This window comes from Micrococcus sp. HOU01, assembly GCF_035609305.1.
Taxonomy (GTDB): Bacteria; Actinomycetota; Actinomycetes; order Actinomycetales; family Micrococcaceae; genus Micrococcus; species Micrococcus luteus.
Map to the genome: position 1 here is coordinate 1,587,312 of NZ_CP141211.1, position 26,567 is coordinate 1,613,878.

Annotated in this window: 25 protein-coding genes and 4 tRNA genes; 12 read left to right on the plus strand and 17 right to left on the minus strand. The window is 72.7% G+C overall.

What is annotated here, in order from left to right; genetic code table 11:
- Positions 1-15: 15 nt before the first annotated feature.
- Genes SOY78_RS07240 through SOY78_RS07255 form a run of 4 tightly spaced genes read right to left on the minus strand, consistent with a single transcriptional unit; the run spans position 16 to position 4,311 of the window.
- Positions 16-1,647, minus strand: coding sequence for an RsmB/NOP family class I SAM-dependent RNA methyltransferase (locus tag SOY78_RS07240; RefSeq protein WP_324701360.1), 1,632 nt, complete (start codon positions 1,645-1,647; stop codon positions 16-18).
- Positions 1,644-2,744, minus strand: coding sequence for a methionyl-tRNA formyltransferase (locus SOY78_RS07245; protein WP_282963517.1), 1,101 nt, complete (start codon positions 2,742-2,744; stop codon positions 1,644-1,646). Before SOY78_RS07245 ends, SOY78_RS07240 begins: the two co-directional genes overlap by 4 nt.
- Positions 2,741-3,325 (minus strand): peptide deformylase, encoded by a 585-nt coding sequence (gene def / locus SOY78_RS07250; RefSeq protein WP_282963516.1) that lies wholly within the window; start codon positions 3,323-3,325, stop codon positions 2,741-2,743. The genes SOY78_RS07245 and def overlap by 4 nt, the downstream gene beginning before the upstream one ends.
- A complete protein-coding gene (locus tag SOY78_RS07255) occupies positions 3,322-4,311 on the minus strand; it encodes a cytochrome (protein WP_282963515.1) in 990 nt (329 codons plus the stop codon). Before SOY78_RS07255 ends, def begins: the two co-directional genes overlap by 4 nt.
- 158 nt (positions 4,312-4,469) lie before the next feature.
- On the opposite strand from SOY78_RS07255, the gene SOY78_RS07260 reads away from it, so the two are divergent.
- The 4 genes from SOY78_RS07260 to SOY78_RS07275 all read left to right on the plus strand — a co-directional run bounded on the left by SOY78_RS07260 (position 4,470) and on the right by SOY78_RS07275 (position 4,864).
- Positions 4,470-4,543, plus strand: a tRNA-Gly gene (locus tag SOY78_RS07260).
- An 18-nt stretch (positions 4,544-4,561) separates the two neighbouring features.
- Positions 4,562-4,632, plus strand: a tRNA-Cys gene (locus SOY78_RS07265).
- A gap of 58 nt (positions 4,633-4,690) precedes the next feature.
- Positions 4,691-4,762, plus strand: a tRNA-Val gene (locus SOY78_RS07270).
- Between the two features lie 28 nt (positions 4,763-4,790).
- A tRNA-Gly gene (locus SOY78_RS07275) sits at positions 4,791-4,864 on the plus strand.
- 144 nt (positions 4,865-5,008) lie between these two features.
- Here SOY78_RS07275 and zapE read toward each other — a convergent pair.
- Positions 5,009-6,064, minus strand: coding sequence for a cell division protein ZapE (gene zapE, locus SOY78_RS07280; RefSeq protein ID WP_324701361.1), 1,056 nt, complete (start codon positions 6,062-6,064; stop codon positions 5,009-5,011).
- A gap of 222 nt (positions 6,065-6,286) precedes the next feature.
- On the opposite strand from zapE, the gene SOY78_RS07285 reads away from it, so the two are divergent.
- Genes SOY78_RS07285 through ybaK form a run of 3 tightly spaced genes read left to right on the plus strand, consistent with a single transcriptional unit; the run spans position 6,287 to position 8,202 of the window.
- Positions 6,287-7,180, plus strand: coding sequence for a sulfurtransferase (locus tag SOY78_RS07285; protein ID WP_036313219.1), 894 nt, complete (start codon positions 6,287-6,289; stop codon positions 7,178-7,180).
- 37 nt (positions 7,181-7,217) lie between these two features.
- A complete protein-coding gene (locus SOY78_RS07290; protein ID WP_255845047.1) occupies positions 7,218-7,676 on the plus strand; it encodes a SufE family protein in 459 nt (152 codons plus the stop codon).
- Between the two features lie 7 nt (positions 7,677-7,683).
- The gene (gene ybaK, locus SOY78_RS07295; protein ID WP_282963514.1) at positions 7,684-8,202 is read left to right on the plus strand and encodes a Cys-tRNA(Pro) deacylase; all 519 of its coding nucleotides are present in this window, start codon (positions 7,684-7,686) and stop codon (positions 8,200-8,202) included.
- Positions 8,203-8,227: 25 nt separating this feature from the next.
- On the opposite strand, the gene pgsA is transcribed toward ybaK, so the two are convergent.
- The 5 genes from pgsA to SOY78_RS07320 form a co-directional block, all read right to left on the minus strand.
- Positions 8,228-8,839, minus strand: coding sequence for a phosphatidylinositol phosphate synthase (gene pgsA, locus SOY78_RS07300; protein ID WP_078026253.1), 612 nt, complete (start codon positions 8,837-8,839; stop codon positions 8,228-8,230).
- Positions 8,839-9,519 carry an HIT family protein gene (locus SOY78_RS07305; protein ID WP_078026252.1) on the minus strand — a complete coding sequence of 227 codons (681 nt, stop codon included), beginning with the start codon at positions 9,517-9,519 and terminating at the stop codon, positions 8,839-8,841. The genes pgsA and SOY78_RS07305 overlap by 1 nt, the downstream gene beginning before the upstream one ends.
- Positions 9,516-11,534 (minus strand): threonine--tRNA ligase, encoded by a 2,019-nt coding sequence (gene thrS / locus SOY78_RS07310; RefSeq protein ID WP_270618427.1) that lies wholly within the window; start codon positions 11,532-11,534, stop codon positions 9,516-9,518. The genes SOY78_RS07305 and thrS overlap by 4 nt, the downstream gene beginning before the upstream one ends.
- 109 nt (positions 11,535-11,643) lie before the next feature.
- The gene (locus SOY78_RS07315; protein WP_324701362.1) at positions 11,644-15,342 is read right to left on the minus strand and encodes a DNA polymerase III subunit alpha; all 3,699 of its coding nucleotides are present in this window, start codon (positions 15,340-15,342) and stop codon (positions 11,644-11,646) included.
- Positions 15,339-15,665, minus strand: coding sequence for a DUF6504 family protein (locus SOY78_RS07320; RefSeq protein WP_036338972.1), 327 nt, complete (start codon positions 15,663-15,665; stop codon positions 15,339-15,341). Before SOY78_RS07320 ends, SOY78_RS07315 begins: the two co-directional genes overlap by 4 nt.
- 475 nt (positions 15,666-16,140) lie before the next feature.
- Between SOY78_RS07320 and SOY78_RS07325 the strand changes: the two genes are divergently transcribed.
- Positions 16,141-16,860: a DUF6318 family protein gene (locus SOY78_RS07325; protein WP_237069535.1), complete on the plus strand. Its 720-nt coding sequence runs from the start codon at positions 16,141-16,143 to the stop codon at positions 16,858-16,860.
- Positions 16,861-17,354: 494 nt separating this feature from the next.
- On the plus strand, positions 17,355-17,825 hold the full coding sequence (locus tag SOY78_RS07330) for a PKD domain-containing protein (protein WP_004167595.1): 471 nt from the start codon (positions 17,355-17,357) through the stop codon (positions 17,823-17,825).
- Positions 17,826-17,893: 68 nt separating this feature from the next.
- On the opposite strand, the gene SOY78_RS07335 is transcribed toward SOY78_RS07330, so the two are convergent.
- The 3 genes from SOY78_RS07335 to SOY78_RS07345 all read right to left on the minus strand — a co-directional run bounded on the left by SOY78_RS07335 (position 17,894) and on the right by SOY78_RS07345 (position 20,324).
- Positions 17,894-19,108: a hypothetical protein gene (locus SOY78_RS07335; protein ID WP_324701363.1), complete on the minus strand. Its 1,215-nt coding sequence runs from the start codon at positions 19,106-19,108 to the stop codon at positions 17,894-17,896.
- A 240-nt stretch (positions 19,109-19,348) separates the two neighbouring features.
- Positions 19,349-20,170, minus strand: a complete 822-nt coding sequence (locus SOY78_RS07340) for an SOS response-associated peptidase (protein WP_282963511.1) — start codon at positions 20,168-20,170, stop codon at positions 19,349-19,351.
- 1 nt (position 20,171) lies between these two features.
- Positions 20,172-20,324 (minus strand): hypothetical protein, encoded by a 153-nt coding sequence (locus SOY78_RS07345; RefSeq protein ID WP_282963510.1) that lies wholly within the window; start codon positions 20,322-20,324, stop codon positions 20,172-20,174.
- Between the two features lie 314 nt (positions 20,325-20,638).
- Here SOY78_RS07345 and SOY78_RS07350 point away from each other — a divergent pair, with 314 nt between their 5' ends.
- The 3 genes from SOY78_RS07350 to SOY78_RS07360 are packed head-to-tail and all read left to right on the plus strand — an operon-like array spanning position 20,639 to position 23,042.
- Entirely contained in the window at positions 20,639-21,733 is a 1,095-nt protein-coding gene (locus SOY78_RS07350; RefSeq protein ID WP_282963509.1) for an S-(hydroxymethyl)mycothiol dehydrogenase, read from the plus strand.
- Positions 21,733-22,389: an MBL fold metallo-hydrolase gene (locus SOY78_RS07355; protein ID WP_115261184.1), complete on the plus strand. Its 657-nt coding sequence runs from the start codon at positions 21,733-21,735 to the stop codon at positions 22,387-22,389. Before SOY78_RS07350 ends, SOY78_RS07355 begins: the two co-directional genes overlap by 1 nt.
- A 32-nt stretch (positions 22,390-22,421) precedes the next feature.
- Positions 22,422-23,042: a uridine kinase family protein gene (locus SOY78_RS07360; RefSeq protein WP_020628074.1), complete on the plus strand. Its 621-nt coding sequence runs from the start codon at positions 22,422-22,424 to the stop codon at positions 23,040-23,042.
- 31 nt (positions 23,043-23,073) lie between these two features.
- Here SOY78_RS07360 and SOY78_RS07365 read toward each other — a convergent pair whose 3' ends face one another.
- The 4 genes from SOY78_RS07365 to SOY78_RS07380 form a co-directional block, all read right to left on the minus strand.
- Positions 23,074-23,844, minus strand: a complete 771-nt coding sequence (locus tag SOY78_RS07365; protein ID WP_324701364.1) for a lipoate--protein ligase family protein — start codon at positions 23,842-23,844, stop codon at positions 23,074-23,076.
- Entirely contained in the window at positions 23,841-24,707 is an 867-nt protein-coding gene (locus SOY78_RS07370) for a thioesterase family protein (protein ID WP_324701365.1), read from the minus strand. The genes SOY78_RS07365 and SOY78_RS07370 overlap by 4 nt, the downstream gene beginning before the upstream one ends.
- An 88-nt stretch (positions 24,708-24,795) precedes the next feature.
- Entirely contained in the window at positions 24,796-25,473 is a 678-nt protein-coding gene (locus SOY78_RS07375; RefSeq protein ID WP_324701366.1) for a methionine ABC transporter permease, read from the minus strand.
- Positions 25,470-26,564, minus strand: a complete 1,095-nt coding sequence (locus SOY78_RS07380) for a methionine ABC transporter ATP-binding protein (RefSeq protein ID WP_324701367.1) — start codon at positions 26,562-26,564, stop codon at positions 25,470-25,472. The genes SOY78_RS07375 and SOY78_RS07380 overlap by 4 nt, the downstream gene beginning before the upstream one ends.
- Between the last annotated feature and the right edge of the window lie 3 nt (positions 26,565-26,567).

The window sequence follows — 26,567 nt, forward strand, 5'->3', positions numbered from 1 at the left end:
GTCGGGTCCTCTCGGTCAGGCCTCGGGGGCGCGCAGCAGGGCCAGGAACATGGCGTCGGTGCCGTGCCGGTGCGGCCAGAGTTGGGCCGTATGGGCGACCACGTCGCCCGGCTCCGGCCCGCCGGCGGGTTCGGCCTCGTCCAGGCGCAGGTTGTCGAGCGCGACGGCGTCGAGGGCGGTGCCGGCGTCGAGCAGCTCCAGCTCGGGGTGGCGGCGCACGAGGTCCTGGACCTGGACGACGGTCTCCGCGACGTGCGGGGAGCAGGTCACGTAGGCGAGCACCCCGCCGGGGGCCAGGACGGCGACCGCCGCGTCGAGCAGCTCGGCCTGCAGGCCGGTGAGCTCGGCGAGGTCGGCCGGGGTGCGGCGCCAGCGCGACTCGGGACGACGGCGCAGCGCACCGAGGCCGGTGCAGGGGGCGTCCACGAGGACGCGATCGAACGTCGAGGCCGCCTCGGGGGCGTCGGCGATCGTGCGACCGTCCCCGACCCGGACGGTCCAGGCGTCGGCGGGCACGGCGGCGAGTGCCTGCCGGACGAGGTCGGCGCGGTGCGGGGCGACCTCGTTGGCCACGAGCGTCGCACCCCGCTCCGCGGCGAGGGCGGCCAGCAGGGCCGCCTTGCCGCCGGGGCCGGCGCACAGGTCGAGCCAGCGCTCGGCCCGCCCCTCGGCCGCGGGGACGGGTGCCTGGGCCAGGGCCCGGGCGGTGAGCTGGGAGCCGGCGTCCTGGACGCGGAGCACGCCCTCGCGCACCCCGGGCAGGCGGCCGGCGTCGCCGCCGGAGTGCAGGGCGGAGTCCGGGGCCAGCGGCCCGGGTTCGGCGCCGTCGTCGAGGGCCGCGGCGAGCGCCTCGGCCCCACCGGCCACGGGCAGGGCGACGAGGTTGACCACGGGCGGGGCGTTGTCCGCCTCGAGCAGGGCGGCCAGCTCGGCGTCGCGGTCGGCGATGTGGCGGGTGCCGCGGTGGGCGGCCAGGGCCTGGCGCAGCGCGCGGACGATCCACACCGGGTGCGAGGCACGGACGGCCAGGGCGGCGTCGCCGCCGTCGGCGGGGGCGACGTCGGCCAGCCACTCCTCGAGGGGGCGTTCGGCAACCCGACGCAGCACCGCGTTCACGAACCCGGAGGCGCCGGCCCCGATCTCGGCGCGCACGAGGGAGACGGTGGCGTCGAGGGCGGCGTGGGCGGGCACGCGCATGCCCAGCAGCTGGTGGGCGCCGAGCCGCAGGGCGTCGAGCACGGGTGGGTCGATCTTCTCGAGCGGGCGGTCCACGCAGCGGGTCAGGATCGCGTCGTACAGGCCGAGCCCGCGCAGGGTGCCGTAGGCGAGTTCGGTGGCGAAGCCGGCGTCGCGCCGGTCGAGGCGGGCCTGGCGGATGCGCGCCGGGAGGACCAGGTTCGCGTACGCGTCCTCGGCGTGGACGGAGCGGACCACCCCGAACGCGACGCGGCGCGCCGGGTCGGCGGTGCGGGAGCGCTGCGACGGCGCCTGCGCCGAGTACTTCCGCCCGGCGCCGGAGCGACCCCGGTTGCGGGTGCGCCCCTGCGCATCCCGGCGGTCCTGGGGGTCTGGCCGGGGTGCGCGGCCGCGTTCTCCGCGGGCCCCTCGCTCGCCCCGGCCCTGTCCTGGCTGTCTCTCGCGGCTCATGCGCGCGCCTCCTCGTCCTGTGCCGTGGCGTTCCGCGCGGCCTCGCGTGCCGCGGCCCGGGCGGCGGCCTCCCGGCGGGCCTGTTCTTCGTGGTGGGCGAGCGCCTCCCCGGCCAGCAGCGCGGCCCCGGCGGCGGCGCCGCGCGCCCAGTCGGCGGCCGGCATCAGCTTCCTGCCCGCCGGCTGGACTCGGGAGAGCCGGACGGCCCCGCCGGCGGTGCGCAGCCAGGCGGCCTTCGCGGCCACCAGGATCTGCCCGGGAGCCGCGGCATCGAGGGCGGAGGGCCAGCCGTCGTCGCCGGCGCTGACCGGGGCGACGCCGTCGAGCTTGAAACGGGCCGGGGCGGCGCCGTCGTCGGCGGTCAGCCAGCCCCAGGCGCCGGGCTCGGGGGTGACGCCGTTGATCCGGGCGGCCACCTCGGCCGCCGGGCGGGCGGGGTCCACCAGGCCGTCTGCGGCCGTGAGCTTCGGCGCGTGGGTGGGTTCGCCGCGCTGGGGCGTGGCGGTCGCGGTGCCGTCCGCCAGGCGGTCGAGCACGTCGATCACGAGCGGGCCGCCGCGCTCGGCGAGGTCGGTGAGCACGGCCCCGGCGGTCTCGTCGGCCGCGACGGGGCGGGTGAGCCGGGCGAAGACGGGGCCGGTGTCCAGGCCCTCTTCGAGCTGGAACACGTCGGCGGCGATCTCGGTCTCCCCGGCCATCACGGCGCGCTGGACGGGGGCGGCGCCGCGGTAGGCCGGCAGCGCGGAGAAGTGCAGGTTGAGCCAGCCGTGGCGCGGGATCTGCAGGGCCTCGGCGGGCACGAGCGCCCCGTAGGCGACGACGACGGCCACGTCCGCCTCGAGCGCGCGGATCGCCTGGAGGGCATCGGCGCCCTCGGGTCCGCGGAGTCGGTCGGCCTTGAGCACGGGCAGGCCGGCCTCCTCGGCCACGACTGCGACCGGCGACGGGGTCAGCACCCGTCGGCGCCCGACCGGGGCGTCCGGCCGGGTGAGCACGCCGACGACCTCGTGGGGCGAGTCGAGCAGGGCGCGCAGCACGGGCACGGCGGTCTCGGGCGTGCCGGCGTAGAGCACGCGCAGGGGCGTCGGGGCGGTCATCGGGCGGCTCCTGTTCCGGCGGCGGGGACGGCGGGGGCGCCGAAGACCGAGCTGACGGCGGCCGCGCGCGCGGCCCCGATGCGGCGAGCGGCGCGGTCCACTTCGCCGGCGCGCATGCGGCGGCGGGCCTCACGGCGTTCGTCGCCGTCGAGGCGGTCGACGTAGAGGATCCCGTCGAGGTGGTCGGTCTCGTGCTGGAGGCAGCGGGCGAGCAGGCCGGTCCCCTGGTGCTCCACCGGGTTCCCGTCGACGTCGGTGCCGCGGACGACGGCCTCGGCGGCGCGCGTCGGGTGGTAGCGCAGCCCGGGCACGGACAGACACCCCTCGCCCGGCTCCCGCAGCGCCTGCCCGGCGGTCTCGAGCACGGGATTGACCACGTGCCCGGCGACGCCGGCGACGTCGAACACGAAGACGCGCAGACCCACGCCCACCTGGGGTGCGGCCAGGCCCACGCCCCCGACGGCGTGCATCGTCGCGATCATGTCCGCCACGAGGGCGCGCACGTCCGCGCCCGCGGGCACGGGCGACGCGGCGGTGCGCAGGACGGGGTCGGGGACGGTGCGGACGGGCAGGACGGTCACGCCGTCACCCTATCGCCGCCCTCGGCGGCGGACGCCGGGCGCGACGACGACCCGTCGGGCGCCACGTCCGGGGCGGCATGGGAGCCGCCGCCGAACGCCGCGGCACGCACGGCCTGCAGACCGGTGGCCGCCGACGCCGGGACCGACGGCGGAGGCGGGCCGATGACGCGGAGCGCGGGGCCGGCGTCGTCCACGGCCTGCGCGTGCTTCCAGACCTGGCGCAGGGCCCAGAACTTGTGCCAGTGGCGGGGCAGCACACCGGGGTTGGCCTGGTGCACGGCGACCTCGGTCTCCCCCAGGGCGACGCCGAGCAGCATCTCGGCCTGGCCGTGCCGCCACTCTTCCCAGGTGCCGGCCTCGGGGTCCACCAGGGACTCCTCCGCCTTCAGGCCGGCGGTCAGCTGCATGACCACCTTGGGATCGAGCGCCTTGACCCGTCCGTCCCGCCCCGTGCCCTTCGTCTTGTAGTCGATCAGGCACAGCAGGCCGCCGATCCGGGCGACGAGGTCCAGCGTGCCCGCGTAGCCCACCGTGTGGTTCCAGACGGTGATCTCGGCCGCGATCGGCCGGACGTCGTAGAGGTCCCACCACTCGTCGAAGCGGTCCGCGTAGGCGCCCTCGCCGTGCTCGATCAGCCGGGCCCGGGCCTCCGCCATGGTGTGGGGGCGGCCGAGGGCGCGCTGGGCCACCTGCTCGGCGTAGTCGTGCACGCGGTCCCCGCGCTCGGCCGCGGCGTCCCGGTAGCGGGCGGCGGCGTCGGCGGACTGCCGGGCCACCTGCTTCAGGCGCGCCGCGGAGCCCACGGATTCCGCCAGGCGCGGATCCTGGGTCACGGACTGGGCCGCCATCCACCCGACCCAGCCGTCCAGGTCCGTCTTCTCCATGCCGATCACGGTGGTGATGGACGGGACCTCGGGCAGGCCCGAGAGGGAGCGCGCGTACATGCGCCCGTGGGGGGTCTGATGCGCGAGGCGTGGCTGGGTCATGGTCAGCCATTCTGGCAGGGTCCGCGGACCCCCGACGGGGTGGCCCGACACGCCTGCCGACGCCGATTTTGCATCCGGGCGGAGATGGCCTAGAGTTCTTTCTCGTTGGAAAACGCAGGTGAGCGGCTCGGACGAGCGGATCCCGGCGGCACCGACACGCGGATGTAGCTCAGTTGGCTAGAGCGCCACCTTGCCAAGGTGGAGGTCGCGAGTTCGAATCTCGTCATCCGCTCGCTCAACCTTCACCCCTGGTCGGGTGGCCGAGAGGCGAGGCAGCGGCCTGCAAAGCCGTATACGCGGGTTCGAATCCCGTCCCGACCTCGCAGCCTTCTCCGACCGGGAGTGGCGGCATGTTCACCACCTCCTCGGAGGTGGACGAGCGCGATTGGCGCAGCGGTAGCGCGCTTCCCTGACACGGAAGAGGTCACTGGTTCGAACCCAGTATCGCGCACGGAGACGATCCGTGAGGATCGACTCAGGCGGATGTAGCTCAGTTGGCTAGAGCGCCACCTTGCCAAGGTGGAGGTCGCGAGTTCGAATCTCGTCATCCGCTCCCACACGAAGGGCCCCTCCTGGCGGAGGGGCCCTTCGTCGTTCCGGGGCGTCCACCCGCCCGGGTGGGCGAGGCCCGCCTCGGCGACGAGGGGCCGGGCAGGACGTCACATCCCGCCCGGCCCCGGGTGGCGACCGGGCCGGCTCACTTGTGCTCGGCCACGCCCGTCTGGCCCTCCCGGGCCAGGGCGGTCATGCGGGAGACCGTGCGGAAGTACTTCTTCATGTAGCCGCCGTGCATCATCTCCTGCGTGAACAGGGCGTCGAAGGGCACACCGGAGGCGAGGACGGGCACGTCCTTGTCGTACAGGCGGTCCGCGAACACCACGAAGCGCAGGGCCGTGGCCTGCTCCGTGATGGTGTGCACGTCGTGGAGGGCGAGCACGTCCACGTCCTTGACGAGCTCGCGGTAGCGGGAGGGATGCACGCGGGAGAGCATCGCGGTGAGGTCCGCGAAGTCGTCCACGGCGAGCACGCCCGCGTCGGGGAAGTTCTGCTCCGCCGTCGCGACCACCTGGTTGTCCGGCAGCGGGTCCGGCGCGGCGGTCAGTCCGCGGTGGCGGTAGTCCTCGCCGTCCACGCGGATGACCTCGAACTGCTCGGCCAGGACCTGGATCTCGCGCTTGAAGTCCTGCGCCGCGAAGCGCCCCTCGCCGAGCGAGCCCGGCAGGGTGTTGGAGGTCGCCACCAGGCGCACGCCGGCGTCGGCCAGCTCGCGCATGAGGCGGGACATCAGCACGGTGTCCCCCGGGTCGTCGAGCTCGAACTCGTCGATGCACACGAGGGTGTACTCCTTGAGCTCGTCCACCGCCTTGCGGAAGGACAGGGCGCCCACGAGGTTGGTGTACTCCACGAACGTGCCGAACGCCTTGGGCCCGGGGGCCGCGTGCCACGTCGAGGCCAGCAGGTGGGTCTTGCCGACACCGAAGCCGCCGTCGAGGTAGATGCCGGCCGGCCCCGCCGCCCGCTTCTTCCCGCCGAACAGGCCGCCGAGGAACCCGCCGCCCGAGCCGCCCCGGCCGAGGTCTGCCGCGAACCGGCGCAGCCGCTCCACGGCCTGTGCCTGCGAGGGGTGCGCGGGGTCCGGGATGTAGGTGTCGAAGGACACCGTGCCGAAGCGGTACGACGGGTGGAAGCCGGCCAGCAGCTGGTCCGGGGTGACCTGCGGCGAACGGTCGGCGAGGTGGACGATCTGAGCCACGGGACACTCCCAGGGTCGACGACGGGGATTCCGGGCCATGCTATCGGGCCGCGGACCCGACCCATGTGACCTCGCGTGTCCCGGACTGAGGGGCCCCTACCCTCTTACGTGACACCGATGTGCCGTAATCTGGCGTGCAGGGCACGGACACGGAACCCGCCGTCGTCGTGCCGCCCGCCCCGGGCCCGTGCGGGCCCGCCCGACGCGAAGGAAGGCAGTGCCATGACCGATACCGCCGCGAAGTTCTCCGAGTACGCCCACCCCGAGAAGCTGGTGTCCACGCAGTGGGTCGCCGACCATGTCGGCGACGAGGACGTCGTGGTCCTCGAGTCCAACGAGGACGCTCTCCTCTACTCCACCGGCCACATCCCCGGCGCCCAGCGCGTCGACTGGCACACCGAGCTCAACGACCCCGTCACCCGCGACTTCGTCGGCCCCGAGGCCTTCGCCGAGTTCGCCGCCTCCAAGGGGATCTCCCGGGACACCACCGTGGTGTTCTACGGCGACAAGTCCAACTGGTGGGCCGCCTACGCCCTGTGGGTGTTCACCCTCTACGGCCATGAGGACCTGCGCCTGATGGACGGCGGCCGTGACAAGTGGATCGCGGAGGGACGCGAGACCACCCGCGAGGTCCCGACCGTGGCCCGCGCCGAGTACCCGGTGATCGAGCGCGACGACCACACCGAGCGCGCCGCCCGCGAGGACGTCCTCAAGGCCATCGGGACCACCCCGCTGATCGACGTCCGCTCCCGTCCCGAGTACACGGGCGAGACCACGCACATGGCCGGCTACCCGCAGGAGGGCACCCTGCGCGGCGGCCACATCCCCACGGCGGCGTCCGTGCCGTGGGCGTCCGCGGCCAACGAGGACGGCACCTTCAAGTCCCGCGCCGAGCTGGAGCAGGTCTATCGCGCCGGCGCCGGGCTGCAGGAGGGCGACGACGTGATCGCCTACTGCCGCATCGGCGAGCGGTCCTCCCACACCTGGTTCGTGCTCAAGTACCTGCTCGGCCACGAGGACGTCCGCAACTACGACGGCTCCTGGACCGAGTGGGGCAACGCCGTGCGCCTGCCGATCGCCGTCGGCGAAGAGCCGGGCGAGGCCCCCGCGCGCTGAGCCCCCGGCACGGCGTGGATCACTAGACTGGGACACCATGACCGAGAACCACGCCGTGCCCGCCGCCCTGGCCGAGATCATCGACGACTTCGCCGGGGTGCCCGATCCCGAGAAGCTCGAGCTGCTGCTGGAGTTCTCGGACGAGCTGCCGGCGCTGCCGGAGCGCTACGACGGCCACGAGGCCGAGATGGAGCAGGTCGTGGAGTGTCAGACCCCGCTGTTCCTGGCCGTCGAACTCGAGGGTGAGCCCGGCCCGCAGGCCCCGGTCCGCCTCTTCATCACCGCTCCCCCGGAGGCGCCCACCACGCGCGGCTTCGCCTCCGTGCTCACCCAGGGCCTGGACGGGCTGAGCGCCCTCGATGTCCTGGACGTGCCCGAGGACATCCCCACCCGCCTCGGCCTGGCCCAGGCCCTCACCCCCCTGCGCCTGCGCGGCATGTCCGCCATGCTCGGCCGCATCAAGCGCAACGTCCGCGAGCAGGCCGGGATCGCCTGAGTCCGCCGTGGGCCAGCGCAAGAAGGATCGCGGCGCCCGGCACGGGGCGGCCACGCCGGCCGTCGCCGCTCTCGAGGCCGCCGGGGTCCCGTACCGGCTGCACACCTTCGACGTGGCCCTCGACGCCGGCGGCGAGCGGTTCGGCGTCCAGGTCGCCCGGGCGCTCAGCGTGCCCGCCGACCGACTGTTCAAGACGCTGATGGTGGCGGACCCCGACGGTGCGCTCGCGGCGTGCGTGGTGCCCGTGTCCGGTCAGCTGGACCTGCGGGCCGCCGCCGCGGTGCTGGGCGTCAAGCGGCTCGCCCTGGCCGATCTGGCCGTCGTCGAACGCCGGACCGGCTACGTGCGGGGCGGCGTCTCGCCCCTGGGCCAGCGCCGGCCCCACCCCGTCGTCCTGGATTCCTCCGCCCTCGACGCGGAGCTCATGTACGTCTCCGGCGGGCAACGCGGCCTGGATGTGGAGATCGCCCCCACCGACCTCGTGCGGGTGACGGACGCCGTCGTCGCGGAGATCGCGGCGGGCTGACGGGCGGGTCCTGCGGCTGGGCCGGTCAGGCGTCGTCGCGCGCCTGGCGGCGCACCGCGGCCATGCGCTGGCCGACGGTGACCAGGGACGCGGCGGCGAGCAGCCCCAAGGTGACGGCCAGGACGACCGGGGGCAGACCGAGGCCGGTGAGGCCGGCGACCACGAGGGCGGCCACGAGCCGTTCGGCGCGCTCGGCGATGCCCACGTGTGCGCTCCAGCCGAGGGCCTCCGCCTTGGCACGCACGTAGGAGACGAGCATGCCCAGGGCGAGGCAGGCCCCGGAGAGCGCGCCGACCGCGGGTGCGGCGCCGACGCCGAAGCCCCACAGGCACAGCCCGAGGAACACGGCCGCGTCCTGCACACGGTCCAGGGTGGAGTCGAGGAACGCGCCCCAGCGGCCGGTGGACCCGGCCTCGCGCGCCATGATCCCATCCACCAGGTCCGAGAACACGAACGCGGTGATGAAGAGCGTGCCCCAGAACAGGTGCCCCAGGGGGAAGAGCACGAGCGCGCCCAGGCTCACGCCGAGCGTGCCGACGACTGTCACGGTGTCCGGACTGACCCCGGCCCGCAGGAGCGTATGGGCCACCGGGGTGAACAGACGGGTGGTGAGGTCGCGCGCGTGACGGTCCAGCATCAGGCGGGGCCTCCGGCCCCCGGGCGAGGGTGCTCGCCCGCGGCACGGGCGTTGGCCGCCTGGCGCGCGGCGTGGTCCTGGGCGGCCCGGTCCCAGACGTCCGCGAGGATCTGACGGGTCTCCCCCAGGGTCTGCGACATGTTCTTGGTCCGGGCGATGATCGGCAGGAAGTTGCCGTCGCCGGTCCACCGCGGCACCACGTGCTGGTGCAGATGGGCCGCGATCCCGGCGCCGGCCACCGCCCCCTGGTTCATGCCGAGGTTGTAGCCGGACGCGCCGGCGGCCTGGCCGAGGGCGAGCATCGCCGTCTGGGTCAGCTCCGCCATCTCGGCGGCCTCCTCCGTGGTGGTGTCCGTGTACAGGGGCACGTGGCGGTAGGGGCAGACGAGCAGGTGACCGGGGTTGTACGGGTACAGGTTCAGCACCACGTAGGCGGTGCGGCCGCGGTGGACGATGAGGGAGTCCTCATCGTCGCGCTGCGGGGCCGCGCAGAACGGGCAGGTGTGCTCGTCCTTGACCTGGCCCGTCCCCTTGGACACGTACGCCATGCGGTGGGCGTTCCAGAACCGCTCGAAGGCGTCCGGGGCGCCGGGCAGCTCGAAGCCGTCCGTGGCGGCGGCGTCCGCCGACGCGCGGGCCTGCGCCCGCGCGTCGGATCCGCCGGTGCCGGGGCTGGTCATGGGGTGACCTCGCGCTCGCGCACCGCCTTCACGATGCGTTCGATCGCCTCCTCCACCGGCACGCCGTTGTCCTGGGTGCCGTCGCGGAAGCGGAAGGACACGGCGCCCGCCTCCCTGTCCTCGCCGCCGGCGATCAGCACGAACGGCGCCTTCTCCTTGGCCGCGGTGCGGATCTTCTTCGGGAAGCGGTCCGAGGAGTCGTCCAGGCGCGCCCGGATCCCCTCGGCCCGCAGCTTCGCGACGACGTCGTCCAGGTAGTCGTTGAATGCCTCGGCCACGGGGATGGCCACGACCTGCTCCGGGGCGAGCCAGGCCGGGAACGCACCGGCGTAGTGCTCGGTGAGGACGCCCAGGAAGCGCTCGATGGAGCCGAAGAGGGCGCGGTGGATCATCACGGGGCGCTGACGGGTGCCGTCGGCGGCCTGGTACTCGAGGTCGAAGCGCTCGGGCAGGTTGAAGTCCAGCTGGATGGTGGACATCTGCCACGTGCGGCCGATGGCGTCCCGGGCCTGGACCGAGATCTTCGGGCCGTAGAACGCGGCGCCGCCCGGGTCCGGGACGAGCTGCAGACCGGAGGCCTCCGCGACCTCGGCGAGGGTGCGGGTGGCCTCCTCCCAGATCTCGCCGGAGCCGACGAACTTCTCCGGGTCCTTGGTGGAGAGCTCGAGGTAGAAGTCGTTGAGGCCGTAGTCCTTGAGCAGGTCGAGGACGAAGTTGAGCGTGGTGGTCAGCTCCTCCTTCATCTGCTCGCGGGTGCAGTAGATGTGGGCGTCGTCCTGGGTCATGCCGCGCACGCGCGTGAGCCCGTGGACCACGCCGGACTTCTCGTACCGGTACACGGAGCCGAACTCGAACAGCCGCAGCGGCAGCTCACGGTAGGACCGGCCGCGGGAGCGGTAGATCAGGTTGTGCATGGGGCAGTTCATCGGCTTGAGGTAGTAGTTCTGCCCCTGGCGGGTGATCTCGCCGGTCTCGGGATCACGGACCTCGTCGATGTGCATGGGCGGGAACATGCCGTCCGCGTACCAGTCGAGGTGGCCGGACACCTCGTAGAGGTGCTGCTTGGTGATGTGCGGGGTGTAGACGAACTCGTAGCCGGCCTCGGTGTGGCGCCGACGGGAGTAGTCCTCCATCTCCTTGCGGATGATGCCGCCGCGCGGGTGGAACACGGGCAGACCGGAGCCGAGCTCGTCCGGGAAGGAGAACAGGTCCAGCTCGGCGCCGAGCTTGCGGTGGTCGCGGCGCTCGGCCTCGGCGAGGCGCTCCTGGTAGGCCTTGAGGTCGTCCTTGCTGGCCCAGGCGGTGCCGTAGATGCGCTGCAGCTGCTTGTTCTTCTCGTTGCCGAGCCAGTAGGCGGCGGCGGAGCGGGTGAGCGCGAAGCCGTTGCCGATGAGCTTGGTGGAGGGCAGGTGCGGGCCGCGGCAGAGGTCGCACCACACGGCGTCGCCGGTCTTGCGGTCCACGTTGTCGTAGATGGTGATCTCCCCGGCCCCGACCTCCACGGAGGCGCCCTCGCCGGCGGTGTCCGCGGCGTCCTTCTTGCCGAGCAGCTCGAGCTTGTAGGGCTCCTCCGCCATCTCGGCGCGGGCGGTCTCCTCGTCCACGACGCGGCGGCGGAAGGTCTGGCCGGACTTCACGATCTTCTGCATGAGCGAGGAGATCTGCTTGAGGTCCTCGGGGGTGAAGGGCTCGTCGACGTCGAAGTCGAAGTAGAAGCCGTCCGTGATGTACGGGCCGATGCCGAGCTTGGCGCCCGGGCGCAGCTGCTGCACGGCCTGGGCCATCACGTGGGCGGTGGAGTGCCGCAGCACCTCGAGGCCCTCGGGCTCCGTGATGTCCACCGACTCGACGGACGCGCCGGCGGGGATCTCCCGGGCCAGGTCCCAGAGCAGGCCGTCCACCCGCATCACGGCGGTGGTCGGCTTCTCGCGGAAGAGGTCGAGGCCGGTGGTGCCGTGCGTCACCTCCCGCAGCTCTCCGTCCACGGTCAGCAGGATGTTCTTCGGCTCCGACACGGTGCTCCTTCGAGGTCTGGCTTCGGGATCGGTGGCGTACGGGGGCCACCGTCGGCCGCGTCCCATTCTAGGGGCGCGGCCGGACGGCGGGGCACGGAGGCGGACGGTCTCATCTGTCCGGGGTGGGCAGCAGCTCCCACGTCTCCGGGTGGGGCACCGGGATCGGGGTGTGCTCCGGAGCGGGCCGATCGTGTGCCGTGCGGCCGGGGCGGGCCCCGCCGCCCGGCCCGACGTCGGTGCGCACCTTCACGGGCCAGCCGCCCGTGCCGTGGTGCGGGATGTCCGGCAGGGGCTGCGCCCCGGTGCCCGCCCGGCCGCTGCGGCGCGCGGCGGCGGCTCGGCGGTCCGCCGCGAGCCAGTCCCGCCACTGCTGCCGGGTGGCGTCCAGGTAGTCGGGGTCCGGGAGCGTCTCGGGCCGGTGCAGGTCCCAGGCGCGCACGGCCTGGACGGACACGGCCCGGTCGCCGGTGCGCCGGACGGTGCCCTCGATCAGCAGGAGGCGGGCGGAGAAGAGCATCTCCCCCGAGGCGTGCTGGGCCTCGGTGAAGAAGGAGGCGTCCACGCAGCCGGTGCCGTCGTCCACGGAGAGGAACACCACCCGCTTGCCGCTGCGCATGGGCGGGGTCTGGGTGGCCACGCGCACCCCGGCCACGAGCACCCGGGACTGCGTGCGCAGCCCGAGCAGGTCCTTCGCCCGGGTGACGCCGAGCGCGTCCAGGTACGGGGCGTGGGAGTCCATGAGGTGGGCGGTGACGTCCAGGGCGGTGAGCTCCAGCTCGGTGCGGACCCGGGCGGTCGGGGCCGGGTCCGGGAAGAGCGGGGCGAGGGCGGTGAGCTCGGTGTCCGGCAGGTCCAGGGCCAGCTGGCCCTCCACCTGCCGTGGACGGGCGGACCGCGAGCGCGGGGCGGTGCGGCCGGGGGCGGTGCCGCGGGTGGTGGAGTGCTGGAGTTCGAGGTGGTGGACGAGGTCGGTGCGGGAGGCGCCGCCGGGTGGGAGGAGGCAGTCGAGGGCGCCGAGCTGGGCGAGGCGTTCGAGGTTGCGGGCGGTGGGGCGGGCGCGGTCGCGGACGTCGGCGAGGGAGCGGTAGGGACGGCCGGCGTCGAGGCGGTCGGTCTCGGCTTCGCTGAGTCCGGAGAGGCTGGTGAGGGGCAGGCGGATGCCCCAGCGGCCGGGGGCGCCGTCGTCGATCTCGGGGTGGGCGGGGACCCACTCGACGTGGACGTGGCGGGAGGAGGCGTTGACGTCCACGGGGAGGACGGGGATGCCCATGCGGCGGGCCTCGGCGACCATGAGGCGGGCGGGGTACATGCCGGGGTCGTGTTCGAGGATGGCGGCCATGAAGGCGGCGGGGTGGTGGGTCTTGAGCCAGGCGGAGTGGTAGGTGGGGACGGCGAAGGCGGCGCCGTGGGCCTTGCAGAAGCCGAAGGAGCCGAAGGCGGAGAGGGTGGCCCAGACCTCGTCGATGACTTCGAGGGAGTAGCCGCGGGCGAGGGCGCCGGTGCGGAAGGCCTCTTCGACGAGGTGTTCCTGCGGGCCGCCGAGGAGGCGGCGGTGCTCGTCGGCGCGGGCCAGTCCGCAGCCGGTCATGACGTCCATGGTGCGCAGGACCTGTTCGTGGAAGACGGTGACCCCGTGGGTCTCGGCGAGGACGGGCCGCAGGTCGGGGTGCGGGTAGTGGGCGGGTGCCCAGCCGTGCCGCTGTTCAAGGAAGGGTCGGACCATGTCGGACTGCATGGGGCCGGGGCGGAAGAGGGAGATGTCCACGGTGAGGTCGTTGAACTCGCGGGGGGCGAGTTTGCCGACGAGTTCGCGCTGGCCCGGGGACTCGATCTGGAAGCAGCCGAGGGTGTGGGTGGTGCGGATCATCGCGTAGGTGGCGGGGTCGTCGAGGGGCACCTGTTCGAGGTCGATGCGCTCGCCCGTGGTGCGTTCGACCTCGGCGATCGTGTAGGCGATGGCGGACTGCATGCGCACGCCGAGGATGTCGAGCTTGAGGAAGCCCATGGGGTCCATGTCGTGCTTGTCGAACTGGCTCATGGGCAGGCCCATGCCGGAGGGCTGGACGGGGGTGCGGTGCAGCAGGGTGGCGTCGCCGAGGATGACGCCGCAGGGGTGCATGGAGATGTGGCGGGGCAGGCGGTCGAGGCGTTCGGTGAGGTCGACGAGCAGGTCCAGCTGGCGGTCGCCCTCGGCGCGGCCGGACTCGATGCGGCGGGAGAGGCCGCCGAGTTCGGGCATGCGCTGGAGTGCCTCGCGGAAGTTCGAGGCGGAGAAGCGCCAGAGCTGCTTGGCGATGGCGTCCACCTCGGGTTCGGGCATGCCGAGGGCGAGGCCGGCGTCGCGGACGGCGCCGCGGGCCCGGTAGGCGTTCTGCATGCTCATGAGGGTGGTGCGCTCGGCGCCGAAGCGCTCGACGACGGCGTGGTAGATCTCGTGGCGGCGGGCGGACTCCACGTCGATGTCGATGTCCGGGAGGGTGGAGCGGTCGGTGGAGAGGAAGCGCTCCATGATCAGGCCGTTGGCCATGGGGTCGACATGGGAGATCCGCAGGGCGTGGTTGACGAGGGAGGAGGCGCCGGAGCCGCGGGCGGCCACGCGGATGCCCATGCCCTCGATGAGGTCGACGACGGCGGCCACGGTGAGGAAGTAGGAGGAGAAGCCGAGTCGGGTGATGATGCCGAGCTCGTGTTCGGCGCGGTCCTGCAGATCCCGGGCCGCCTGGCTGGTGCCGGGGAGGCCTCCCCCGGTGTGGAGGTGGGGGTAGCGGGCGAGGAGGCCGGTGCGGGTGCGCTCGCGCAGCACGTGCTCCGGGGGGCCGTCGATGCCGATGACGGCGGCCTCGGGGACGCGGGGCACGCCCCAGCCGAGGTCGGTCTCGGGGTCGAGCGCGCAGGCCTCGGCGAGGCGGCGGGTGGCCTCGAGCAGGGGGGCGGGGCGGTCGTCGGCGGCGGAGGCGACCTCGTGGGCGATGCGGTGCATGGCGGCGGTGGACTTGAGCCAGCCCTGCCCGTTGGGCTGCAGGTTGTGGAGGGCGTCGAGGGAGCTGAGGGCGCGGACGGCGTCGAGGACGTCCGCGGTGGCGGCGCCGTCCGGGGCCGCGTAGCGCACGGCGTTGGTCAGGACGGCGGGGATGCGGGCCTGGCGGGCGGCGCGGAGGGTCTTCACGGCGTGCCCGGTGTCGAGGCGGCGGCCGGGGGCGGAGAGGTGGGTGACGACGTCGGCGTGGGGGCTGCCTGCGGGCAGGGCCGCCTTCCAGCGGCGCAGGGCGGCGAGGCCGGCCGCGTACCGGCGGCGGGCCAGGTGGCGGCCGACGTCCGAGTCCGGGCCGAGGAGGACGAACAGCCCGGGGGTGGGCGGGTTGTCCCGGTTGGCGGCGGTGGGGACCCGGCCGGCCGCCGCGGCGGCGAGCTCGGCGACGCTGGCCCAGGGGCTGCCGCCCGCCGCTCCCCCGGTGGTGCGGGCGTGGGCGGCGGAGACTAGCTCGCACAGGGAGCGGTAGCCGGAGCCATGACAGCCGCCTCGGGCGAGCACGACCACGCGGCCGGCGTCCTCGTCCTCGCTCCACCGGACGGCCAGGTCCACGCCCACGATCGGGGTGATGCCGTGGCGCAGGCAGGCGCCCACGTGCTTGGCCATGCCGTAGAGCCCGTCCCGGTCGGTGCAGGCCAGCAGGTCCATGTCCGCGGCCGCGGCGGCGGCCACGAGGTCCTCGGGCCAGCTGGCCCCGTAGTGGGCACTGAACGCGGAGGCGACGTGCAGGTGGGCGAAGGGTGCGGCGGTGCGTCCGGCCGCGGCGGCCTGGCTCATGCCGACCGCCTCAGGTCCTGGGCGTGCTCATGGACGCGCACGAGCCGCCACCGGCCGGAGTCCAGGTGGTGGGCGACGTCGAGGGTCTGCAGGGGCGCGGCGCCGGCCCGGGCCAGGCGGACCTGCAGCCGCCACATCTCGTGGTCGACGAGACCGGCGCCGCGGCCCTTCTCCGCGCGGACCTCCTCCGCCCACCAGCGGCGCCGCTCGAACCAGCGCACGGGGCGCTCTGCGAGGACGTAGTCCCGCCCGTTCCAGCGCAGCCCCTGCGGGGTACCGTCTGCCCCGCACTCCACCGCCACCGACTGTGTGAGGACTCCCATTCTGCTTCTCTCCCTGTGCACTGCTGACCGGACCGACGACGGGGTGCCGTCGGGCGATGGGAGCGCGGCCCGTCCGGCGGACCGGACGCGGGGAAGAAGTGGGAAGGTGGGGCCGCACCCCCGATCGTACTCGAACACGTGTTCGAATGCGATGTGTGCGAAGGTAGGGCGCCCGCCGGACACGTTAAGGACGCATCGCCCCGAGACGGGCGAGGCCGGGAACGCCCTTTTCGTGAGGCCGGCTGGCCGAGTCCTGGCCGTAGGCCTCAAACCCGACCTTGGGGCGCACACGCACGAGAAAATCGTCTCTTGGGCCGGAAGAAGTGCGCCGGCACGGTCCTGTGGACAATGCGAGCAGGACCACAATCCGCCTGCGTATACTCCGAACCAACCGGGCCTCGCATGCCACGGGCACCGCGCTGCGGGATCAGCGCGGGAGGCGCGGACACACGACGGACGTCCAGTTGGAGGGGAAATGTCTCTCACCGCACCCGGGCGCGCCCTGCGCCGCCACCGATTCGCCCAGGCCGGCACGCTCAGCGTGGCCTTGGCGCTCGCACTGACCGCCTGTGGCGGGCAGTCCGAGCCCGCCGAGTCGTCGACGACGTCACCCTCGTCCGCCAAGCCCGCCGTCGAGACGTCCGCGCCCGCGAGCACGAGCGAGACCGCGGGCGTCAGCTCATCCCCCACGGCCACGGAGAGCAGGTCCGGCGAATACGTGCCCGCATCTGCCGACGGTCCCGCTCAGAACGTGCCCAAGCCGGAGATGCCCGCCGCCATGAAGGAAGAGACCAAGGAGGGCGCCGAGGCGGCGATTCGCTATTTCTGGGAGGCCATTTACTACACTGACCAGACCGGAGAAACTGCTGATTTTGATTCGACATACAGCGAATACTGCGAGCTTTGCCAAGCCGTATCCGACTCAACTGCCCAACACTACAAAGAAGGTGGCTGGTCGACGGGAGAGCGCACCTCGATCAAATCGTTGACTCTCACCCCGTCAGAGTTTGGCTACACCGCTACTCTTGTTCGTGACGCATCCGCTGTAGAGGTCTTCGACTCGCAGGGCGTTAGAGACGACTCTGCCAGTGGGGTGGAAACTCACGACGAGACCTGGCTGGCCGACGTAGTCTACGAACCCTCCAAGGGCCACTGGGTGATCGATGAGATGCAAAATCACCAGGATGCTCAATAATGCCTTCCATCCCGCGTATTTTGATTGCGATAGTAACTGCTTGCATTGCCCTAACGCTGATTCAAGCGCCATCGGCACACGCACAGCGCGCGAAGCCCTGCACCGATGTTCCCATTAGTGGCAAGCGAGAAGACGTCGAATTTAGGATTCGAACGCAGTGCAAGAAACAGTCGCGAACACAGCCCCCTCAGCCGGCCTCCGAACCGGTATCAGAAGTTGCCGCTCCAAGAGCCAGAGAAAAGCCGGCAATCGAGCAGCGCACTGTAGACGCCTGTTTTCCGAATCAAGAGAATAATTCCGATTTTGGGACGTGTCGCGAACAGACCGAGGCCTTTTGCCCAGAAGGGGCATGGGTACGTGAGCAGTTCGTCGACACAACTCGCCCAGATAGGGATCCCTATTACAGCCGGCCGGAATGCGTTACTGCGGGTTCGCCAGCCCCAGCAGCAGACGGCGCCCCGCCCGTCTCCATCGACGAGGTCCGCACGCTCCTCGTGCTGGAGCCTGAGATCCGGTCGGACAACGGCGGACGCGGGATCCGCAATGCGGAGACCAACTTCTACGCAGACGCCGAGACGCGCACGCTCGTCACCACCCTCAACGGGGTCGAGGTCGAACTCCGCGCCACGCCGGTGAGCTTCCACTGGGATTACGGGGACGGGTCCCCCACCAAGACCACCTCGGTCGCAGGCCAGAGCCAGCCGGAGTTCAACGTCCCCACCCCCACGAGCCACGTGTACGAGGACACCGGGCAGTACACGGTCCGCCTCACCACCGTGTACATCGGCGAATACCGGGAGGCCGGGGGCGAGTGGGTGCTCATCCCGGGCACCATCAGCCTCGACTCGGCCCCTGTCACCGCGAACATCTGGCGCACCATCACCCGCAATGTCGCCGATGACTGCAGCGTCGACTCCTCAGCCTGGGGCTGCACCGGCCCCATCGAATCCGCTCCGGCCGGCTGAGCACAGACCGCGGGGCGGCCGACGGTCTCCCGTCCACCGCCCCGCGGCCCACTCGTCGGCCGGGTGTGTCAGACCTGGCGCACCCGCCCCCGGGCCATGAGCACGAGTCCCGCGCCGAGGGCCGCGAGCGCTCCGAGCGCGCCCGCCGGAACTTCACGCCCGGTCTCGACCGTGTCCGGGGTCGTGTGGGCCTCCTCCCCGCCCGTTCCCTCCCCCGGTTCCTCCCCGGCCACGGGGGCCGGAGTGTCGACGGGCTCCTGCTCGGCGGGCGGCACCGGGTCCGCCTCACCGGGAGACGGGGCGTCCTCCTCCGCCGGCACGTTCAGGGCCCGGGGCTTCTGCCCGTCCGCGAGCAACTCGACGAGCGCGAAGACGTCGGACCGCTCCGCGTCCTGGGTGATGATGACGTCCTCACTCTTAGTCACCCCGTCCAGCGACCAGTCGAGGACGAGGCGATCGTCGGTCGGGTATGTCGCGTCGGCGAGGTAGTGAAACCCGGTGAAGAAGCCCAACGTGGTGTCGCGCCAGAGGGCACCCCAGCGCGGACCCCACGAGAGTTCCGCGACCGCCGCGTCGTCGCCCAGGCCTTCGGACCGGAACGGCAGCAGCACGCCCGGCTCGGCGTGCTGCAGCGTGAGGAACCGCTCGGGGTAGTCCCCGAACACGGGGTCGGCCAGGCTGTGCTCGCCCCACGCGAAGACGAGCCCGGCAGAAGGGCCTATGTCGCCCTCCGGAGTGCCGGCGGCCTCGTCATAGAGGGCGGCGGCCACCGGGGTACCGTCCACGGACAGGGTGAACAGGAGATGACCGTCTCCGGCCTCGCCGAGCAGCGCCCGCGCATCCGCCACGCGCACCGCACCGAGGTCTGAGTAGACGTCGTCGTACACCAACGGGACGGCCACCTGGTCACCGTGGCCGGTCTCCATGCTGTACGGGGCGACGGTGAGCGCGATCTGGTCCTGACGCAGGTCGAAGAAGCCCTCCATGACGACGAGGCCCGGCACCATCTGGCGGAACGTGCCGGAACGGATGCCCTGCTCGGGAGTCCAGCGGGAGGCCAGGTCAGGCAGCTCGAAGCCCGGGCCGGGCGCCGGCTCCGGGCCCCACGCGCAGTCACACACCCCCTCGGAGACGGTGGGTCCCGCCTCTTCCACGGCGACGGCGGGCGCGGCCCCGGCGAAGAGACTCACGGTCAGGATCGCGGCGGCGGCGAGACGGGCGGGGCGGGTGGTCGGGACGAACGGGCGGGTGGACACCTTGAACGAGGACGGGGACGACATCATGGCAGGACGCTCCTGGTGAATGGCCACGCGGGCTCGGGTGACGGACTGCGGTTCACCGGCCTCACCGTGGCACCCCTCCAAAAGATGCGGCGCTCATACCGGCCCGGTGACACCCACGCTACGCAGAGCCCATTCTCAGGGGGAGTTCAGAACGGTCTCGGATCCGTCTCGATCCGGTCACGATGCCGCGGCACCGCGCTCCCGCGTCTCACGGGCCGATCACCGTCGTCGCCCCGTCTCTCAGAGCAGCGTGCCCTGCTGCTCTCTCATCTCCTGGATCAGCTCCGGCCCGTTGTTCCGGACGTTCCCCACGGCGCCCCCCACGGGCCGCAGCGACCAGCCCGCCGCGACGTCGTACGCGCCGGCGCACACCTGGCCCACGAGGGCGTCGGCTTCTTCGGCGGACCCGAGCGTGTCCGGAGCGAGCCACCGGTCCATCGTCTCGGCGCCCATGGGCACGGGTAGCCGGTCGTGCAGCTGGCCGAGCGCGGCGAGCACCGGCTCGTCGTCGTCCGCGTCGGGCGCGGCCATGGTGAGGACCGTCGTCGAGAGGACCCAGGCGTCCTCCCCCGCGGCCTTGGCCTCGGGGTCCTGCCACCACTCGTACAGGCCGGCGAACCAGATGACCGGCCCCTCGCCGTCCCCGGCCCCGGCCGGGTGCACGTAGTAGGGCTGCTTCTTCGCGGCCCGCCCGTCGGGACCCTTGGCGCCAGGCTCCGGCGTCTTCCACTCGTAGTAGCCCTCCGCCGGCACGGCGCAGCGGCGGGCGCGGACGGCGGCCCGGAACGTCGTCTTGGAGGCCACGGTCTCCGAGCGCGCGTTGAACGCACGGGACCCCACGGACAGCTCCTTCGCCCACGGCGGCACCAGGCCCCAGCGTGCCACGTGGATCCGCCGGGTCACTCCGGCGCCGACGTCGTCCGCATGCGCCACGAGGATCGGCACCTCGGCTGTCGGCGCCACGTTCCAGCTCTGGCGCAGCACCAGCTCCTCATTCGTCTCGGCATCGCCCAGGGCCACCAGGTCGCTCGTGGCGCGGGCCATCACGTAGCGGCCGCACATGTCAGCGGTCCCTCCCGTCCCGGCCGCGCTCGACATACATCCACGCGATGCCGAGGGCGAAGCCCATCATCGCGCAGCCGATCACGGTGCCCCAGGGCCTCTCGGTGCCCAGTCCGAACACCACGCCCAGGCCGACGCCGATCAGCAGCCCCACCAGTGGGATGCGCCACTGAGCGAGCGCCCTGGTGCCGTTCCGGGCACCGGCCGGAGCCCCGGCTGGAGCCTCGTGCGCCTCGTCCTCGTCTCTGCCATGTCGTGCCACGGTTCGCCCCTCCGTTCACATCGATGCTGCGGGTCCGGTTGCAGTCTCCCCCGGCCGCCGTGGTGACGCCACACACCAGGCCCCCCCGGCTGCTCACCGATGCGTCGCACAGGGTCCTGTGATGGGATGGGCAGAACGAGCCCGCACGCCGCGCCGCCCGACGCATGCGCGGCATCGGGCAGATCCCCACCACCAGGAGGAACAGCGTGTCCCAGAAGGTCCGCGGCGTCGTCGCCATGGCGAAGGACGCCCCCGTCACCATCGAGACCATCGTCATCCCCGATCCGGGACCCGGCGAGGCCGTCGTCGACATCAAGACCTGCGGCGTCTGCCACACGGATCTGCACTACCAGCAGGGCGGGATCGGGGACGAGTACCCGTACCTGCTCGGCCACGAGGCCACGGGTGTGGTCTCCGCGATCGGCGAGGGCGTCGACCACGTCCAGGTCGGCGACACCGTGATCCTCAACTGGCGCGCCGTGTGCGGCGAGTGCCGCGCGTGCCGGAAGGGCGAGCCGAAGTACTGCTTCAACACCCACAACGCGACCCAGAAGATGACCCTCGAGGACGGCACGGAGCTGTCCTCGGCCCTGGGCATCGGGGCGTTCGCGGACAAGACGCTCGTCCACGCCAAGCAGTGCACCCAGGTCGACGGCGTCGACACGCCCGAGGAACAGGCCGCGGTCGGCCTGCTCGGCTGCGGGATCATGGCCGGCATCGGCGCGGCCATCAACACCGGCGAGGTCAAGCGCGGCGAGTCCGTGGCCGTGATCGGCTGCGGCGGCGTCGGCGTGGCCTCGATCGCCGGGGCGAAGCTCGCCGGCGCCACCACGATCATCGCGGTGGACATCGACGCCAAGAAGCTCGCCAAGGCCAAGGAGCTCGGCGCCACCCACACCGTGAACTCGAAGGACGAGGACCCCGTGGAGGCCATCCGCGCGGCGACCGGCGGCTTCGGTGCCGACGTGGTCATCGAGGCCGTCGGCCGCCCGGAGACCTACGAGCAGGCGTTCTACGCCCGGGACCTGGCCGGCCGCGTCGTCCTGGTGGGCGTGCCCACCCCCGGCATGGAGCTGAAGCTGCCCCTGCCGGAGGTGTTCGGCCGCGGCGGCGCGCTGAAGTCCTCGTGGTACGGCGACTGCCTGCCGGAGCGCGACTTCCCGATGCTCGTGGACCAGTACCGCCTGGGCCGCCTGCCGCTGGACGAGTTCGTCACGGAGACCATCGCCCTCGATGAGGTGAACGAGGCCTTCGAGACGATGAAGTCCGGCGACGTCCTGCGCTCGGTGGTGGTGCTCTGATGGCGCGCATCGATCACCTGGTCACCTCCGGCACGTTCTCCCTGGACGGGGAGACGTTCGACGTGGACAACAACGTGTGGATCGTCGGCGGCGCGGAGCAGTGCGTCGTCATCGACCCGGCCCATGATGCCTCGGCCGTCTGGAAGAAGGTGAACGGCCGCCAGGTGCTGGCCATCGTCCTCACCCACGGCCACGACGACCACATCCGCCAGGTCCAGGAGTTCCGCCAGATGGTGGACGCCCCCGTGCTGCTCCACCCCGCCGACCGCATGCTCTGGGACGACGTCTTCCCCGACGAGGAGCCCGACGGCGCGCTCGCCGAGGGCGACGTCCTGCGCGTGGCCGGCGTCGAGCTTCGGGTGCTGCACACCCCCGGCCACTCCCCCGGCTCGGTCTGCCTGTACGCCCCCGCCCTGGGCGAGGCCGGCGACGACGGCGCCCCGACCGGCGTCGTGTTCTCCGGCGACACCCTGTTCCAGGGCGGGCCCGGCGCCACCGGCCGCTCGTACTCGGACTTCGACACGATCATCGAGTCCATCCGCGAGCGCCTGCTCTCGCTGCCGGAGGCCACCGTGGTCCACACCGGCCACGGCGACTCCACCACAATCGGCACGGAGAAGCCGCACCTGCAGGAGTGGATCGACCGCGGCCACTGAGGACGCGCCGAGGTGGGGAAGAATGGTCCCCCGTGACCATCCTCCCCGCCTCGCCCCCTCCCTCCGTGATCCTGCTCGGCGGCGCGTCGGGCTCCGGCAAGTCCTACCTGGCCCGGCGGCACGGCCGGCCCCACCTCTCGCTCGATGCGTTCTACCGTCCGCAGTCCGACGACGGCGCCGCGGGCGGGCCCGGCCCCGTGTTCCCGCGCACCCCCTACGGTGAGATCGACTGGGACCACCCCGGAACGTGGGATGAGCAGGCGGCCGTGGACGCCGTCGTCGAACTGCTCGAGGAGGGCGCCACGCGCGTGCCCGACTACGACATCTCCACGTCCTCCGTCCGCGGGCACAGCACCGTCGCGCTCGAGCCGGGCGGGGTGATCGTGGCGGAGGGCATCTTCGCTGAGCGCATGCCCGCCGCCCTGGACCGGGCCAGGGTCCGCTACGCGGCCTGGTACATCGACCAGGCGCGGACCACGACGGCGGCCCGCCGGTTCGTGCGCGACGTCGCCGAACGCCGCAAGCCGGTGCCGTTCCTCGTGCAGCGGGGCTGGTCCCTGTACCGGACGGACGCGGCGCGCCGGGCGGCGGCCGTGGCGGCCGGCTTCACCCCGCGGCGCAAGCGGGAGATAATCGCGGATCTCACGGCCTGACGGCCCGCCCGCAGTCTGGCCGCCCGTGCCCTCAGCCGGAGGTGCCCGCAGCGAGGACGGCGAGCTGCTCGTCTACCACCTCGAGCCCGGCGGCGGCGGCCCACGCCGTGTACTCCTCCCGCAGGGCCGCGGCGAACGCGGGGACGCTCACCCCGGGGCGCACGTCCTCGGCCGCGCCCGCCGTGCGGGGGTCCATGTCCAGGCCGAGCTCCCGGTAGACGTCGACGAGCACGGCCCGCAGCGGAGCGGGGTCGGACACCACCACGTGGGTGGAGAACAGGAACGCCCCCTTCACCACGCGCTGCGCGGAGCCGGCCAGCTTCACCGGGTACGTCGGCGCAGGACCCTGCACGGAGAACTCGCCCGGGCAGTACTCCCCCGGGATCTCGCCCACGGAGGCGGGCACGTCCATGCGCGCGAACGCCCGCACGAACAGGTCGGCGAACTCGGCGAACCGGGCCTGCTGCGTGAGTGCCGCGTCCTCCTGCTGGCTCAGGTGGTCCACTACCAGGCAGCCGTGGTGGTAGGCCGCCGCCCGTCCGCCGGCCCGGCGCACCGCCGGCTCGAAGCCGTGGGTCCGGGTCGCTGCGGCCGCGGCCGCGAAGCCGGGCAGCCGCGCGTCGCGCTGGCCGAACGCGACCGTCGGTTCGGGCACGTAGACGCGGATCAGGTCGTCGAGGGCCCTTCCCTCGGCCGCGGCGGCGCGGAAGACGGCCAGCTCGTCCATGGCCCAGTCGAGGTCGTCAGCGGCCCCGAGGGTCCGCTCCTGCACGGCCCAGCGCAGGCGGGGGGCTACGCTCACAGGCCGCCCTCGACCGGCCAGGAGCGCAGGGTGAGGGTCTGCTCGACGTGGGCGAAGGGGCCGTCGTCGTCGTGGAGGACGGTGCTGGTCAGGCCCACGCCGTCCGGGCCCACCGTGACCTGCCCCGCGAGGCCGAGCCAGTGGCCGGTGGGCTCGCGGTACAGGTGGATCTGCAGGTCCACGTTGGGGAAGAACCACCCGCCCGGCTTCGCCGGCAGGGCCGGGGCGATCCCGTTGGCCGCATCGGTGAGGCTGATCAGGCGCACCAGGTCGCTCGTGCTCTCCCCCGCCACCATCTCGCGGTCCGTGGTGAGCCACACCCGGCCGTGGCCCGGCCTATGGCCGGGCAGGACGACGCCGTCGAGGGAGGCGATGTACCCGCCTCCCCATCCGTGGAGCGCGTTGTGCGACTGCGCCTGCGAGCGCGGCGGGAGGGGCTCGTCCGGCAGCTGGGCGACGGCGGAGGTGTCCGAGGTGGACAGCAGCCAGGCCCGCAGGGTCAGCACGGTGCGGCCCCGGGCGTGGAGCACGGACTCGACGAGCTCGATGGTCCGGCCCGGACGCAGGGTGCGCGTGACCACCTCGAGCTCGCCCGACCAGAGCGTGCCCAGGATGTCGTAGGAGAGCCGTCCCACCCGCAGCCCGGGGGTGGTCTCGTGCGCGGCCACCTCGTGCAGCAGCAGGCCCGAGACGGCGGCCATGTGCATCTCCTCCTCCCGCCACGCGCCCTGGGCGTGCACGGTGGAGCGCACGCGGGAGGTGCGGACGCCGTCGGCGTCCACGGTGGGCTCGCCGAGACGGACGTAGAAGGCCAGGGGATCGTCGGCGACGGAGGTCGCGGGGGTGGAGGTGATGTCGGTCATGGGCCGAAGTCTGCCAGAACGACGACGACGGCCGGTGACGTCCCCGCGGGGATGTCACCGGCCGTCACGGCGTGGGCCCAGCCGGGGTTCAGCGGCGCATGACCTTGCGGGCGATGCCGTTGCCGATCAGCTGCAGCGCCTGGACGAACACGATCACCACGACGACGGCCAGCCAGGTGACCTCCGGACGGAACCGGTTGTAGCCCTCCACGATGGCGAAGTTGCCGACGCCGCCGCCGCCGATGATGCCCGCCATGGCGGACATGTCCACGAGCGAGATGATCACGAACGTGAAGCCGAGGATCAGCGGGCCGAGGGCCTCGGGCAGCACCACGGTGCGCACGATCCGCATGCGGGAGGCCCCCATCGCACGGGCGGCCTCGATGACGCCGGGGTCCAGCGAGACGAGGTTCTGCTCCACGATGCGGGCGATGCCGAACGTGGACGCCCAGATCATGCAGAACACCACGGCGGTGTTGCCGATGCCGGTGCCGAGCGTCGCGATGGTCAGCGGCTGCAGGGCAGCGATGAGGATGACGAACGGGATGGGCCGGATGAGGTTCACGATGAAGTTCGTGACGACGTAGACGGCACGGTTGGCGAAGATGCCACCCGGACGCGTGGTGTAGAGGACGAGCCCGACCAGCAGGCCGAGGATGCCGCCGAGGATGAAGGACCAGCCGACCATGTAGAGGGTGTCCCCCACGGCGGTCATCAGCTCGGGGCCGTAGTACCCCCAGTCGAGGTTCTGGAATCGGTCGATCACTGGTGCACCTCCTGCACGTCTCCGGCGCCGGCCAGGTCCGCGACAAACGCGTCCACCGCGGCGGCCTCGCCCGTGAGCGCCACGGTGAGCAGGCCGTACGCGGAGTCCTTGGTGGCGGACATGCCGCCGTGGACGATCTCGAAGCCCACGCCGCGCGTCGATGCGGTGCCGAGCACCGCCGAGACCGCGGCGGAGTCCTTGAGCGAGACCATGATCAGCCGACCCTCGGTGCGCGCCCGGATGCGGGCCACCTCCTCGGCATTCGGCCGGTCCTTGAGCGCCGTGGCCACGAAGGACGCGGCGTCGGCGGAGTGGGCGGGCCGAGAGAAGAGGTTGTAGACCTTGCCGGACTCCACCACGCGGCCGCTGTCCATCACGGCGACGCGGTCGGCGATCGAGCGGATGACCTCCATCTCGTGGGTGATGGCCACGATCGTGACCCCGAGCTCCTCGTTGACGCGGCGCAGCACGGAGAGCACCTCGTGCGTCGTCGAGGGATCCAGGGCGCTGGTGGCCTCGTCTGCGAGCAGGATCTCCGGCTCGGCGGCCAGGGCGCGGGCGATGCCGACGCGCTGCTTCTGGCCGCCCGAGAGCTGCTCCGGGTAGTGCTTGGCCTTGTCCGCCAGGCCGACGAACTCGAGCAGCTCCGCCACGCGAGCGCGGCGTTTGGACCGCGGCCAGCCGGCCGTGTCCAGAGCGAACTCGATGTTCCCGGCCACCGTGCGGGAGGTCAGCAGGTTGAACTGCTGGAACACCATGCCGATGCGGGTGCGCAGCGGACGCAGCTTCGCTTCGGAGAGATGGGAGACCTGCTGGCCCAGCACCGTGACGGTGCCCGACGTCGGCTTCTCCAGCCCGTTGATCATGCGGATCAGGGTGGACTTGCCGGCGCCGGAGAAGCCGATGACGCCGAAGACCTCGCCGCGGTTCACGGCGAGCGAGACGTCGTCCACGGCCTTCACACCGGCACCCTTCTTGGTGGCGTAGACGCGGCTGACGTGGTCGAAGACGATGACCGGCTCCCCCGGGGCGCCCGCGGAGGGGCGCCCCGGGGTGACCGCGTCACGGTCGGACGTATGGGAACCTGCCATGGA